Source organism: Polynucleobacter meluiroseus (assembly GCF_900205755.1).
GTDB lineage: Bacteria > Pseudomonadota > Gammaproteobacteria > Burkholderiales > Burkholderiaceae > Polynucleobacter > Polynucleobacter meluiroseus.
Window position 1 is genome coordinate 309,414 of sequence record NZ_OANS01000002.1, and the last position, 14,453, is coordinate 323,866.

Genomic DNA, 14,453 nt, shown 5'->3' on the forward strand with positions numbered 1-14,453 from the left:
AACCTAGTTGGCTTTAAGCTTGCCATCCTTAAGACGTGGCTCGACAAAATGTCCTTTACGAGCGCGATTGCCAGCAAAAGACTTTAAGGTCTTGGCATCAAGATTAAGCTCGGTGGGCTTGCCCGCGCGACCTGAACCGGAATAAGTTGCACCATCAGATCCAACGGCAATGGCCGATAAGAGTTTTTCTTTGTCGTCAAGGCCCATCAAGATTACACCCTTGCCGCCAGTAGGCAGACGCTTAAGCTCATCTAATGGAAAGACCAATAACTTGGCGCTCTCCGATAGGCAGGCAACCTGCTTCATCCCGACTACCACTTTAGCGGCCCCCAGAGGCGCATCGCCGCCAGGGAATTTACTATCGACACCAACAAAGGATTTACCAGCCTTATTGCGCGTAGTCATATCCGCTACGTTTGCCAGAAAACCATTGCCTGCCCTAGTAGAAATTAACACTAGGTCATCCGCTTGACCAGCATAGTAGGCGACCATTTGCGATCCGGAAGCCAAGTTCACAAAGCTAGTTAAAGGAGAGCCGTCCCCTCTGGCGCCAGGCAGATCACTGACAGGAACGGTGTAGACGCGACCATCACTGCCAAACCCTTGCATCACATCCACTGTGCGGCATTCAAAGGTTTCGTATAAAGCGTCGCCTGCTTTAAACGCAAACTGACTCGCATCATGCTCATGGCCTTGGCGTACCCGCACCCAGCCTTTTTGCGAGACGATGACGGTCACTGGCTCATCAATCACTTTTGTTTCTGCGACAGCCCGTTTTTCCTCGAGGATCAAGGTACGACGCTCGTCACCAAACTCCTTCATGTCGGCTTCGATTTCTTTAATGATGCGCTTGCGTAAAATCGTATCGCTTTGTAATAAGCCTTCTAAATCATCGCGCTCTGCTTGTAACGCTTTTAGCTCTTGCTCAATCTTAATACCTTCGAGGCGGGCTAATTGACGCAAACGAATATCTAAAATGTCTTCAGCTTGGCGATCACTTAATTTAAAGGCGTTGATGAGATCCACTTTAGGCTCATCACTATTGCGAATAATTTTGATTACCTGATCAATGTTGAGAAGAACAATTAATCTTCCTTCCAAAATGTGCATCCGGTCTTTGACCTTGGTCAAGCGGTGCTGAGTACGACGAGTTACAGTACCAACCCGAAAATGAATCCACTCGGAAATAATATCCTTTAAGCCTTTTTGACGCGGGCGTCCGTCATTTCCAATCATTACCAAGTTCATTGGCGCATTGGACTCCAAAGAGGTGTGCGCTAAGAGCAAGTTAACAAACTCATTAACATCGATATTCTTACTCTTTGGCTCAAAAACCAAACGCACGGCTGCATCTTTACTGGATTCATCACGCACGCCATCCAATACATTCAGCATGGCTGATTTAAGGTTACTCTGCTCGGGAGTAAGTGTTTTTTTGCCGATGCGAATCTTTGGATTCGTAATTTCTTCAATTTCCTGCAAAACTTTTTGCGACGAAGTTGCTGGCGGTAATTCATTGACAATGATTTGCCACTGACCTCGAGCCAACTCCTCCACAGACCAACGAGCGCGAACCTTCAGACTTCCTCTGCCTGCTTCGTAAATTTGGGCAATTTCTGCGGCTGTCGAAATAATCTGGCCACCGCCTGGATAATCAGGACCGGGCATAATTTCCAACAGCTCAGCCGTAGTCATCTTCGGTGACTTCATTAAAGCAATGGCAGCGCCTGCCACTTCACGCAGATTGTGTGATGGAATTTCTGTGGCCATTCCCACCGCAATACCCGATGCACCGTTTAACAAAACAAAGGGTAAGCGAGCCGGTAATAACTTAGGCTCCTGAAAAGATCCATCATAGTTAGGAGCAAAGTCGACTGTGCCTTCGTCAATTTCACTCATTAACAAGCTAGCGATTTTGGTTAAACGTGCCTCGGTGTAGCGCATGGCCGCAGCACCATCGCCGTCACGTGAGCCAAAGTTTCCTTGGCCATCAATAAGTGGATAGCGCAGTGAAAAACTTTGAGCCAAGCGCACTAAAGCATCATAAGCCGACTGGTCGCCGTGCGGGTGAAACTTACCAAGCACATCGCCAACAACGCGCGCACTCTTCACGGGCTTAGCATCAGCACGCAGCCCCATCTCACTCATAGAGAACAGAATGCGGCGCTGTACAGGTTTTTGTCCATCAGCAACGTCGGGCAAGGCGCGGCCCTTAACAACGCTAATGGCGTAATCCAAATAAGCTCGCTCGGCATAGACTGCCAGGGTCAAGCTGTCTTTATCATCTTCATTCAAATCGACTGTTTTAGGATCGTGTGGCCCTTTAGATCCGCCATCATCACTGACAACAATCTTGCCTTCATTTTCATCCATGGCGCTGGCAAATAAATCCGCCTGCTCAGAATTCATCTCATCGCCGGGTGTTTTTTTAGTCGTCATTAAATATCTGCCTCAACTTCATTTCCGCGTTCTTCCAACCAATCGCGCCGCGCACCGGATTCCGATTTACCCATCAGCATATCCATCGTTTTAATTGTTTCAAGCTCGGTCCAAGAGCCTAAAGTCACCGGCAATAAGCGGCGAGTATCTGGATTAAGTGTGGTGTCCCATAACTGCTCTGCACTCATCTCGCCCAAGCCTTTGAAGCGGGAGATTTGCCAGGCCGACTCTTTAACGCCATCCTTGCGCAACTTATCTTCGATCGCTTGCAGCTCACTGGCATCAAGTGCATAGATTTTTTGCGCTGGTTTCTTGCCACGTGCTGGCGCATCTACCCTAAACAATGGTGGCCGTGAAATATGAATATGCCCTAGTTCAATGAGCTTAGGAAAATGCTTATAAAACAAGGTTAATAACAACACCTGAATGTGTGCGCCATCCACATCAGCATCTGACAAGATACATACCTTGCCATATCGCAGATTGGATAAATCGGGAGTGTCATTAGCGCCATGGGGATCCACGCCGATTGCTACGGCGATGTCGTGCACTTCGTTATTGGCAAATAAGCGATCGCGCTCGGCTTCCCAAGTATTTAAGACCTTACCGCGCAAGGGCAGAATGGCTTGATATTCTTTATTGCGACCCATCTTTGCCGAGCCACCAGCTGAATCACCCTCAACGAGGAAAATTTCATTTAAGGCAATGTCTTCACTCTCACAATCGGTAAGCTTGCCAGGGAGAACCGCAACGCCTGAAGATTTTTTCTTCTCAACTTTTTGACCTGCACGGGTCCGAGCTTGAGCCTGCTTAATTACCAAGTCAGCCAATTTACGGCCGTAATCCACGTGCTCATTCAGCCAAAGCTCAAGGGCAGATTTAGCGTAGCCAGAAACTAAGCGCACTGCATCACGTGAGTTCAAGCGCTCTTTAATTTGCCCTTGAAATTGGGGATCCAATACCTTAGCAGACAGAATAAAAGAGGCTCTCGCAAAAACATCCTCGGGCATTAACTTCACGCCCTTAGGTTGCAAGGCATGCATTTCGATAAACCCTTTGACAGCGTTAAACAGGCCCTCGCGCAAACCGCTTTCATGGGTGCCGCCCGCTGGTGTCGGAATCAGATTTACGTAACTCTCACGCACTGGTGGACCATCTTCAGTCCATGCCACTACCCAGGCCGCGCCCTCTCCTTCAGCAAATGAATCATCATCGCCATTACCGGTGGCATATTGCTCGCCCTCAAACGGGGGAATCACTTCAGCGCCGTGTCCGGCTTGCGCAATCGCTTCATTGAGATAACCGCGTAAACCTTGCGCGTATTGCCAAGTCTGACTATCGCCTGACTTTTCTTGAATCAGCGTTACTTTTACGCCAGGCAAAAGCACTGCTTTAGAGCGCAATAAACGGATCAGCTCGGGCATTGGGATAGCGGCGCTGTCAAAATACTTGCCATCTGGCCAAGCCCGTACGCGGGTTCCATGGGACTTATCATCCTTAGTTGCCGCAATGGTTTTGAGCTTCTCAATCACCCTGCCATCTGCAAAAGTCAAGGTGGAGACCTTGCTTTCGCGCCATACAGTCACTTCCAGGCGCTTGGATAAGGCATTCGTGACGGATACGCCTACTCCATGTAAGCCGCCTGAGAATGCATAGGCGCCGCCCGTGCCCTTTTCAAATTTACCGCCAGCATGTAGTTGGGTAAAGACGATCTCGACTACAGGCAATTTCTCCGTAGGATGCATACCCACTGGAATTCCACGCCCGTCATCTTCAATACTGACACTACTGTCCGCATGCAAGGTCACAGTAATGTGCTTGCCATAACCTCCCAAAGCCTCATCCGAGGCGTTATCCAAGACTTCTTGGATGATATGAAGAGGATTGTCGGTGCGGGTGTACATTCCAGGCCGCTGACGGACTGGTTCGAGTCCTTTGAGGACCTGAATCGATGATTCGCTGTATTCGGAAGTTTTACGTGTAGCCATGCGCGCAAATTGTAGTCATATCTGAAGTAAATCCTGAATTTTCCTGAATTACCCTGCTTTCATGCCAAAATTAATCAATGGGATCCCTTAGTCATATTCGCGTGTTGGATCTGAGCCGCGTGCTTGCAGGCCCTTGGTGCACGCAAAATCTGGCTGATCTAGGTGCAGATGTCATCAAAGTAGAAAAACCCGGCGAGGGAGACGATACCCGCCATTGGGGGCCTCCATTTGCAAAGGATGCTCAGGGCAATGACACCGCCGAATCTGCCTATTTTATTTGCATCAACCGCAATAAACGCTCTATTACCGTAGACATCAGTAGGCCAGAAGGTCAAGACCTCGTTCGCCAACTTGCCGCAGAGTCTGATGTAGTCGTAGAAAACTATAAAGTAGGTCAGTTGGCGAAATACGGCTTGGACTATGAAAGCCTAAAAAAGGTAAAGCCTGACCTCATCTACTGCTCAATTACCGGCTTTGGCCAAACCGGCCCTTATGCGCACCGACCTGGCTATGACTATATTGTTCAGGGCATGGGTGGATTTATGAGCGTTACCGGTGAGCATGCAGATTTTGCTGGCTCCAGTCCACAAAAAGCGGGTGTTGCTATTGCGGATTTGTTTACCGGCATGTACGCCTCGAGCGCAATTCTGGCGGCAGTAATTCACCGAGACCGCACAGGCCAAGGACAATATATCGATTTAGCACTGCTCGATACCCAGATTGCAATGATGGCGAACATCGCGAGCGCCCATCTTTGTTCAGAAAAAATTCCGCAGCGTATCGGAAACGCCTCCCCGATTATTGTTCCGTATCAAACCTTTCCGACTTCAGATGGCTGGATCATTGTTGCCGCCGGAAACAATAGTCAATTTCGTCATTTAGTTACGGTAGGTGGCCGAGCGGAATTAGCCGACAACCCCCTTTATCTTGAAAACCCTTTGCGAGTCCAACATCGTGACACCCTCATCCCCTTACTTGAGGAAATGATTCTGAAGAAGACCAAAGCGGAATGGATTGTCCTGCTTGAGCAGGCTGGAGTTCCCTGCGGCCCCATTAACAATATGCAAGAAGTTTTTGAAAACGAACAAGTTCAGGCTCGCGGGGTCAAGCTCAGCGTACCTCACACCAGCGCAGGTAACATGCCCTTAGTTGCCAGCCCAATGCACTTATCCGAAACTCCAGTCGAGGTTCGTCTAGCTCCGCCCACCTTAGGACAACATACGAATGAAATCTTACAAGAGCGTTTGCATTTAGATAGCAATACCATCACCGTCTTACGCAATCAAGGCATTGTTTAGTAACTATTGGCACCCATTAGCACCAATTAATATCTTGAATACGTCAAAAAAACTTTCGCTCACGCAGATACTTATTTTTGGCGGCCTCATGGTGACGCTTTCCATGGGGGTACGGCATGGCTTTGGACTATTTAATCTACCCATTACTGCTGCCAATGGCTGGGGCAGAGAATCATTTGCCCTCACCATTGCCTTACAAAATTTGATTTGGGGTGCAGTACAACCCATCACAGGTGCATTGGCAGATCGGTATGGCGCATTAAAAATTATGCTTACCGGTGCCGTTCTGTATATCCTCGGTTTAATTGGGATGGCGTTATCAACTGACGTCCTCAGTTTTACGATTGCAGGTGGCTTGTTCATTGGTCTTGCGCAAACAGCTACGACTTATAGCGTGATTTACGGAATCCTCGGCAGAAATGTTTCCCCTGAAAAACGGGTCTGGTCTATGGGTATCGCTGCGGCAGCAGGCTCCTTTGGGCAATTCTTAATGATCCCTCTAGAGCAAGGTTTGATTTCCGGATTTGGCGCTCAAGATGCACTACTAATCCTTGCGCTGATGACCAGCTTAATGATTCCTACGGCCTTCATGTTGAGGGAAAAGAATTTTCTACAGACACATCAGTTAGGCGATCAGACTGCTCTTGAAGCAGCGAAAGAGGCTTGGACTAATACTAGTTTTCGCTTACTCAACTTGGGGTATTTCGTCTGTGGATTTCAGGTGGTTTTTATTGCGGTTCACTTGGCGCCCTATCTCAAGGATCTATCCAGTACCTATCCAGCAGTAGCCTCACCTACAGTGGCCACCACAGCATTAGCTTTGATTGGACTATTTAATATCTTCGGCACCTACAGTGCGGGTATATTTGGGCAGCATTTTCCTAAACGCCTTCTGTTGTCGGGCATCTATCTGAGTAGGTCCATTGCTATTGCGGCTTTTATTTGGTTGCCCTTAAGCCCAATGAGCACTTACGTCTTTGCTGCACTCATGGGATTTTTATGGCTCTCCACGATTCCACTCACAAATGCGATTGTGGCGCAGATTTTTGGCGTAAGGCATCTTTCCATGCTATCCGGTTTAGTATTTTTCTCGCACCAGTTAGGCAGTTTCTGCGGTGCTTTTTTTGGCGGCTATCTCTACGATCGCACCGGTTCCTATTTGCTTGTTTGGGAGATTGCAATTGCCTTAGGCGTAGTGGCTTTTATGGTCAACCTACCAATCAAAGAACGCGCAATTCGTCATGCGGTTACCATTTAAGCAATGAGTCAAGCACTTTTTTATAAGATCAAGAAATCAAGCTTATTACGGGCATTTTTTTATATTCTGATGCTCGGTTTGCTGGCCATCGTTTATATGAGTTATTTTTTACCCACTCTGATGGTGTCGTGGACAAATCAATTCTGGACCATGTGTGGCTGGTAAATAGTGAATTGCATTGATAATCAACGCAACGCCTATTTTTTTATGTTTCTCGCCGTAGCACAATGGATAGTGCACATGCCTCCTAAGCGTGGGATACAGGTTCGATTCCTGTCGGCGGGACCAAACTCTTTTGTAAAACTTATCCACAGGTATTGTGGATAAAACGCCAAAAGTTTTCGTAAGTTACCGATTTGTATACAAGGACCTAGCTTGCTTAATAATTAAGCAAGCCAAAGACTTCTTAATTTAACTAAAGATTTGTTGACAAATTAAAAATTGCCGCTGATTTTTTCTCTTACACTTGGCGCATGGATACACTCAAAACCACATTGAATACCAGCACCTTAGCGGCATTAGAAGAGATGCTACAAAACACCAGTAGGTCGGTACCCCATGATTTTTTACCAGTGCATTTTTTTGGTGGCGCATCTCCTGGCCAAGTTGTTGGACATCTGAGTCCGGATTTCATTCCATTTATCCATAAGACCCTGCAAGAACACGCGCTGCCTCTTTTGCACCTAAGTTCTGACCGCTTCTCGATTGATGCAGCTAAGCCCATTGAGATTTCTGACAGTTTGGCTAATTTGGCAGAGCAAATGCAACAAGCGGGCTTGATCCCTGGCTGGCGTCAAGAACAATTCGCCTGGATTGATCAAAATGGTCACGCTTATTTCATGCTCGAACGAGCTGCATTTAGAACCTTTGGCTTACGCAGCACTGCAATTCATGTCAATGGGCACACCAGAGCCGGTAAAGTTTGGCTTGGCAGGCGCAGTCAGAGCAAATCGATTGACCCGGGCCGACTAGATAACTTAGCTGCCGGCGGTATTGCCGCACAGGAAACACCCTGGAACTGTGCATATCGTGAGCTTTGGGAGGAAGCGGGGGTGCCTAACCCCCTTTCGCAGAGAATTGAGCCCGTAGGTCGCATACACATGCGTCGGCCACTGCAGTCATTAGGCTTCCACGATGAGCAACTCTATATATACGACTTAGCCCTGCCCGAGAATTTCATACCAACTAATCATGATGGAGAAGTCAGTGGCTTTATTGAAATCTCACTTTCTGAAGCGGCTGCACGCATATTGGCCGATGAATTTACCAGTGATGCTGCCATTGTGATGGCGGACTTTATCTTGCGAAAAGCAAGAACTTAAGCCCGATCAAGGATTTCACTATCATTTCGTGGTTAAATTACCCCTAAGGATGAAACGGGGGTGCCCTCTCAAGCGCAGTTTGCTTAGAGGAGCTGAGAAAGACCCTAGAACCCGATCCAGGTAATGCTGGCGTGGGGAGTTTTATCAGAACCGCCACCCGGTTTCGTCCATCTATAACAGTCAGGAGATGGGCATGAGCGATAAAACTACTAAATCCAAACCAAAAATTCCTAGCCTTAAGAGCTTAGAGCGCGACTTCGGCCAAAAGTTTGCCTATCCCGCCTCAACTAAAACTTACTTAGAAGGATCCCGCCCAGATATTAAGGCGCCGATTCGGATGATTGAGCAACTCTCTACACGCGTAGGTGAAGCGATGGTGGCTAATCCCCCAGTCCCAGTCTATGACACCTCAGGCCCATACAGTGATCCCGATATTGTTATCAATCTCGAAAAGGGTTTGCCGCTCCTGCGTAAACAATGGATCGAAGAGCGCCAAGATACCGAACAATTGGCAGGCCCAAGTTCCGAATATGGCGTAGCCCGCTCCCAAGATCAAGAAACCCAACATCTGCGTTTTGCCCATATCGGCGCGCCTCGCGTTGCTAAGGCGGGTAGCAATGTCAGTCAAATGTTTTACGCACGCCAAGGTATCGTCACTCCAGAGATGGAATACGTCGCCCTGCGTGAATCCATGGGTTTAGAAAAGCTACGTCAAGATCCGCAATACAAACAACTACTCAAACAACATCCAGGCAAAAGCTACGGCGCCAATCTTCCTGAGATCGTCACTGGTGAATTTGTGCGCTCGGAAATTGCTGCTGGTCGCGCAATCATTCCTGCCAACATTAATCACCCTGAATTAGAGCCAATGATTATTGGCCGCAACTTCCGCGTCAAGATTAATGGCAATCTTGGCAACTCCGCCGTGACTTCATCCATTAATGAAGAAGTCGAAAAGATGGTGTGGTCGATTCGTTGGGGTGCAGATACCATTATGGATCTCTCTACTGGTAAACATATTCATGAAACACGTGAATGGATTATCCGTAACTCACCAGTACCGATTGGTACCGTTCCTATTTACCAGGCATTAGATAAAACTGGTGGAGTTGCCGAAGATCTTACTTGGGAAATGTTCCGCGATACCTTGATTGAGCAAGCGGAGCAAGGGGTGGATTACTTCACTATTCATGCGGGAGTATTGCTGCGTTATGTACCTTTGACAGCCGATCGCATTACCGGCATCGTCTCTAGAGGCGGCTCAATCATGGCGAAGTGGTGCTTGGCCCACCATAAAGAAAATTTCCTGTACACCAAGTTCGATGAAATCTGCGAGATCATGAAAGCTTATGACGTTTCGTTTAGCTTAGGTGATGGCTTGCGTCCTGGTTGTATTGCTGACTCCAATGATGCTGCGCAATTTGGAGAGCTCCATACCTTAGGTGAGCTTACTGCCAAAGCCTGGAAGCACGACGTGCAGGTCATGATCGAAGGGCCAGGGCACGTGCCTATGCAGCGCATTGAAGAGAATATGACTGAAGAGCTCAAGCATTGTTTAGAAGCCCCCTTCTACACGCTCGGGCCGTTGATTACCGATATTGCTCCTGGCTACGACCACATCACCAGCGGTATCGGTGCGGCGCAAATTGGTTGGTACGGTACTGCCATGCTTTGTTATGTCACACCCAAAGAGCACCTTGGCTTGCCAGATAAAGAGGATGTACGTACCGGCATCATCACGTACAAAATTGCAGCCCACGGTGCGGACTTAGCCAAAGGCTTGCCCGGTGCGCAGTTAAGAGATAACGCCTTATCCAAAGCCCGCTTTGAATTCCGCTGGGAAGACCAGTTCAATTTGGGCTTAGATCCTGAGCGCGCGCGTGAGTACCATGACGCAACCTTGCCAGCTGAAGGCGCGAAGATTGCGCATTTCTGCTCCATGTGCGGTCCTAAGTTCTGCTCCATGAAAATTACTCAAGAAGTACGGGATTACGCAGCAACCTTGGATGCCAACGGCAACCCTAAGGTGATTCCGATTGCTGTAGAGGCTTCACTTGGCATGGAAGAAAAATCGCTTGAGTTCCGTGCACGTGGTAGCGAGATTTATCAGTAAATATGCAGCACAGTATCGCGCAAAGTAAGTACGCCATTATTGGAGCAGGCCTTATGGGTCGGCTGCTAGCGGCATCACTTGCTCAGCGCGGTGCCCAAGTTCAGTTATTTGAGCGCAGTGGTCCAAATGCCTCAGAAGCAGCCGCGAGAGTCGCTGCCGCAATGCTAGCCCCCCTCGCCGAATCTGCGATCACGGAAGATAATGTCGTGCGCATGGGTGTACACAGCCTGCCGCGTTGGCAGCAAATCATTGAGGGACTATCAAACCCAGTCTATTTTCAGCAAGACGGCACCTTGATCTTATGGCACCGTCAAGATGCTAGTGATGCCGAACGCTTCACTGCCCATCTAGAAAAGAATAGCGCGCAACATGAGCATCTCAAAGCTCCACAGCGACTTGATCAGGCCGCCTTGCAAGTACTTGAGCCCCAAGTTGCTGAACGTTTTTCTCAGGGACTTTATCTACCCAATGAGGGTCAGCTGGATAACCGTCAATTACTGGATGCTCTAGGTAAAGAATTAGAACTCTTACGCGTGAACTGCCATTGGCATCATGCAGTCGACCCGGAGCAACTTCAGGCAGAAAATACTTTTGACTGGGTGATCGATTGTCGTGGCTTAGGGGCAAAAACAGCTTGGCAGAAAAATTTGGCATCGGATTTAGTCGCAGACAAACCCTTACGCGGCGTGCGGGGTGAAGTGATTCGCTTATACGCACCTGAGGTGAAATTACGCCGCCCTACTCGCCTGATACATCCACGTTACCCAATTTATATTGCCCCAAAGGAACATGATGTCTATGTGGTTGGCGCAACTGAAATTGAATCTGAGGATTTGTCTGGCATGAGTGTGCGCTCAGCTATGGAATTACTTAGTGCGGTCTACACAGTGCACAGTGGCTTTGCGGAAGCACGTATTTTAGAGATGGCTACCCAGTGTCGGCCTACTCTGAAAGATAATTTGCCAGAAATTCGGGTGAAGACTAAAAACAATTGCACCAGTCTGATGTTGATTAATGGACTGTATCGCCACGGCTTTATGATCTCCCCCGCAATTTTAGACAGTGCATTAGAGATCTTGGAGTGCGGGCATAGTGATACAGCTCTTAGCTTAAGTCTGAATGTGCAGCAGAGTGTATTCGATGCAGGAATTGCAGTATGCGCATAACCGTGAATCAAGTTGCACGTGACTTTCCTCAGGGCACTAAGGTGAGCCAAGTCCTTGACTATATTCAGGCTAGGCCGCCTTTTGCCGTAGCCGTCAACCTCACTTTCGTTCCTAAAACCCAGTATGCGGAATGCACGCTCAACGAGAATGACGCCGTTGAAGTCATTGCACCCGTAACGGGTGGCTAGTAAATCATAGAAGTAAATAATATGACTGCATCTCTTTTAAATCAAACCGCAAATCCAGATCCGCTAGTGCTATACGGCGAGACTTTTGCCAGCCGCTTGTTACTTGGTACCTCACGCTATCCTTCGCCCCAAGTTCTAGAAAATGCGGTGCAAGCATCAACACCTGGCATGATTACCGTGAGCCTTCGGCGCCAAGGCAGCGCTGTCGCAGAGGCCCATTCTGATTTTTGGGATCTTTTGAAGAAAATGGCAGTGCCTGTTTTGCCGAATACCGCTGGCTGCCATAGCCCTCAAGAAGTGATAACGACTGCGCAAATGGCTCGCGAAGTATTTGAGACTGCTTGGATTAAATTAGAGCTGATCGGTGACGACTACACTCTTCAACCAGACACCCTGAAGCTGGTTTCTACCGCAGAAATCTTAATTAAAGACGGTTTTAAGGTTTTGCCTTATTGCACAGAAGATTTAATCTTGTGTCAGCGACTAGTGGATGTCGGCTGTGAGGCAGTCATGCCTTGGGCAGCTCCGATCGGTACTGGCCAAGGCCCACTTAATCCCTATGCAATGAAATTATTACGCGATCGCTTAAAGGTGCCCTTACTCGTAGACGCTGGCCTAGGCTTGCCTTCGCATGCCTGTACCGTAATGGAATGGGGCTTTGATGGTGTTCTTCTGAATACTGCCGTCGCCTTAGCTGACGATCCAGTAGTGATGGCAAAGGCTTTTAGTATGGCGGTAGAAGCAGGACGTCATGCCTTTATTTCTGGGGCAATGCCTGCTCAGCAATCAGCTCAAGCAAGTACCCCTTTGGTGGGTACCCCATTCTGGCATCAGAGCTAATTATGGGTTTGATAAGAGAACTTGCCGATCACATTGTGACGGCGCATCGCTCTAGCGATATGAGCTTAGCTATTCCGACTTTTAGTATCAGCAACCCTCCACCTCGTATTGATAACGAACATACTTCAGACCAATATGAATTAGCTGGAACGCTAGCGGCAATCCAAATGGGCTTTATAGAAGCGGATGCGAAAGTGCTTGGTAAGGCTTGGACGCGTATGGTCCATCATGATGGCGAATTCAATCCCACCAAATGGCCTCACCGACCTGAGCATTTTGATCTGTTGCCCTGGACACGCAATATGAACTCCAATGCGTTTCCTGAGTGTCCTAAGCATCTTGGCTTATATGCTGTCATGCCGGATGCCGATTGGGTTAAACGCATGGTTGATGCGGAAGTGCCTACTGTGCAGTTGCGCTTTAAATCAGATGACAAAGCAGCTATTCGCCAACAAGTGATGCAGTCCGTTGCTGCCGTTAAAGGCAGTAAAACTTTGCTCTTCATTAATGATTTTTGGCAAGAGGCCGTTGAGGCTGGAGCATACGGGGTTCATCTTGGTCAAGAAGATATGGCAAGTGCAGATTTGACAACGATACGAGCTGCTGGCTTACGCTTGGGCTTAAGTACCCATGGCTATGCCGAGATGGTCTACGCTGATCGCTTTTGCCCAAGCTATATTGCAATGGGGGCGGTATTTCCCACGATGCTGAAAAAGATGGTTACGGCACCGCAGGGATTGGGGCGCTTATATCAATACGCCAAGTTGCTGAGCCACTATCCGCTAGTTGCTATCGGCGGTATCGATGAAAGCAGCATCCATGCAGTAAAACAAAGTGGCGTGGGATCAGTCGCTGTAGTCAGAGCCATTACTAGCTCTGCAGATCCTAATGCCACGGTCAAACGCTTGCAGGAATTAATGCGAGACTAAGTCGTTTATTACGATGACTGATTTTCTACAGGCAGTGACGTAGGATAAAAATCGTGCATAGGCCATAGTGGCCCAGGACCCTCGCCAATGCTCAAGAATTGCCCCGCCACTAAACCGGCCTCCACGAAAGAAATTGCTTTACCTACGGCATGCATCAGATCATGACCATCGGCTAGATAGGTGGCAATTGCAGAGGCTAAAGTACAACCCGTACCGTGGGTGTTCTCGGTCTTAATTCGGTCATGCCTAAATTCTTTCACCTGAATGACTTCCAAGTCATCTTCAACCGAACGCCACATCAACAAGTCTGTAATTTGGGTATGCGTTGAGTCAAGATGGCCTCCTTTGATAAGCACTGCTTGCGGGCCCATATCTAGTAAATCTTGGGCTGCCTGTTTAAAATCTCCCGCACTGGAAATGTCCCTTCCCAACAAAAGACTAGCCTCATCTAAATTTGGCGTAATTAAGCTAGCTAAGGGAAATAATTCAGCAATCATGGCTGCGGCGGTGTCGTCACCCCCCAAGCTCGCACCCGAGGTTGCCCGTAAAACTGGATCAAGCACAATCTTCTCGACCCCATGCCTAAGTAGACTGGTGGCAACGGTTCGGACAATTTCTGGGCTGGCCAACATCCCAATCTTGACGATGTCCGCCCCAATATCATCGAAGATGGCGTCGATCTGCGCCTCTACTATATCGAGAGCTACATCCTGTATCCGCGTGACTCCTAGGGTGTTTTGGGCAGTAATAGCAGTCACCACAGTCATGCCGTAAGCACCCAAAGCAGTCATCACTTTGAGGTCCGCTTGAAGCCCTGCTCCACCCCCGCTATCCGAGCCGGCAATGGTCAATACTTTAGGGATCTGCACAGAAGTGGGAAGAGAGGATTTCATCTTGCTATAATATCGGCTT

Annotated in this window: 11 protein-coding genes, 1 tRNA gene and 1 riboswitch; of the genes, 9 read left to right on the top strand and 3 right to left on the bottom strand. The window is 48.4% G+C overall.

Going from position 1 to position 14,453, the window contains the following annotated elements; genetic code table 11:
• Positions 1-3: 3 nt before the first annotated feature.
• On the bottom strand, positions 4-2,373 hold the full coding sequence (parC, locus tag CP950_RS04745) for a DNA topoisomerase IV subunit A (RefSeq protein ID WP_243391926.1): 2,370 nt from the start codon (positions 2,371-2,373) through the stop codon (positions 4-6).
• Positions 2,374-2,438: 65 nt separating this feature from the next.
• Positions 2,439-4,427, bottom strand: coding sequence for a DNA topoisomerase IV subunit B (locus CP950_RS04750; RefSeq protein WP_096672861.1), 1,989 nt, complete (start codon positions 4,425-4,427; stop codon positions 2,439-2,441).
• Positions 4,428-4,504: 77 nt separating this feature from the next.
• Here CP950_RS04750 and CP950_RS04755 point away from each other — a divergent pair, with 77 nt between their 5' ends.
• The 9 genes from CP950_RS04755 (at position 4,505) to CP950_RS04795 (ending at position 13,541) form a co-directional block, all read left to right on the top strand.
• Positions 4,505-5,725, top strand: a complete 1,221-nt coding sequence (locus CP950_RS04755; RefSeq protein ID WP_096672863.1) for a CaiB/BaiF CoA transferase family protein — start codon at positions 4,505-4,507, stop codon at positions 5,723-5,725.
• Positions 5,726-5,813: 88 nt separating this feature from the next.
• On the top strand, positions 5,814-6,983 hold the full coding sequence (locus tag CP950_RS04760; RefSeq protein ID WP_096673091.1) for an MFS transporter: 1,170 nt from the start codon (positions 5,814-5,816) through the stop codon (positions 6,981-6,983).
• A gap of 213 nt (positions 6,984-7,196) precedes the next feature.
• Positions 7,197-7,271, top strand: a tRNA-Arg gene (locus CP950_RS04765).
• Between the two features lie 185 nt (positions 7,272-7,456).
• Positions 7,457-8,305 carry an NUDIX hydrolase gene (locus CP950_RS04770; RefSeq protein WP_096672865.1) on the top strand — a complete coding sequence of 283 codons (849 nt, stop codon included), beginning with the start codon at positions 7,457-7,459 and terminating at the stop codon, positions 8,303-8,305.
• A 46-nt stretch (positions 8,306-8,351) separates the two neighbouring features.
• Positions 8,352-8,460: riboswitch (TPP riboswitch) on the top strand.
• Between the two features lie 38 nt (positions 8,461-8,498).
• On the top strand, positions 8,499-10,418 hold the full coding sequence (thiC, locus tag CP950_RS04775) for a phosphomethylpyrimidine synthase ThiC (RefSeq protein ID WP_096672868.1): 1,920 nt from the start codon (positions 8,499-8,501) through the stop codon (positions 10,416-10,418).
• Positions 10,419-10,420: 2 nt separating this feature from the next.
• Positions 10,421-11,584: an FAD-dependent oxidoreductase gene (locus CP950_RS04780; protein ID WP_096672870.1), complete on the top strand. Its 1,164-nt coding sequence runs from the start codon at positions 10,421-10,423 to the stop codon at positions 11,582-11,584.
• Positions 11,575-11,772, top strand: a complete 198-nt coding sequence (gene thiS / locus CP950_RS04785) for a sulfur carrier protein ThiS (protein WP_096672872.1) — start codon at positions 11,575-11,577, stop codon at positions 11,770-11,772. Before CP950_RS04780 ends, thiS begins: the two co-directional genes overlap by 10 nt.
• A 21-nt stretch (positions 11,773-11,793) precedes the next feature.
• Positions 11,794-12,612, top strand: a complete 819-nt coding sequence (locus CP950_RS04790; protein WP_096672874.1) for a thiazole synthase — start codon at positions 11,794-11,796, stop codon at positions 12,610-12,612.
• Positions 12,613-12,614: 2 nt separating this feature from the next.
• On the top strand, positions 12,615-13,541 hold the full coding sequence (locus tag CP950_RS04795) for a thiamine phosphate synthase (RefSeq protein ID WP_096672876.1): 927 nt from the start codon (positions 12,615-12,617) through the stop codon (positions 13,539-13,541).
• Between the two features lie 8 nt (positions 13,542-13,549).
• Here the strand turns inward: CP950_RS04795 and thiD are convergent, their stop codons facing one another.
• Positions 13,550-14,434 (bottom strand): bifunctional hydroxymethylpyrimidine kinase/phosphomethylpyrimidine kinase, encoded by an 885-nt coding sequence (thiD, locus tag CP950_RS04800; protein ID WP_096672878.1) that lies wholly within the window; start codon positions 14,432-14,434, stop codon positions 13,550-13,552.
• Positions 14,435-14,453 lie beyond the last annotated feature (19 nt).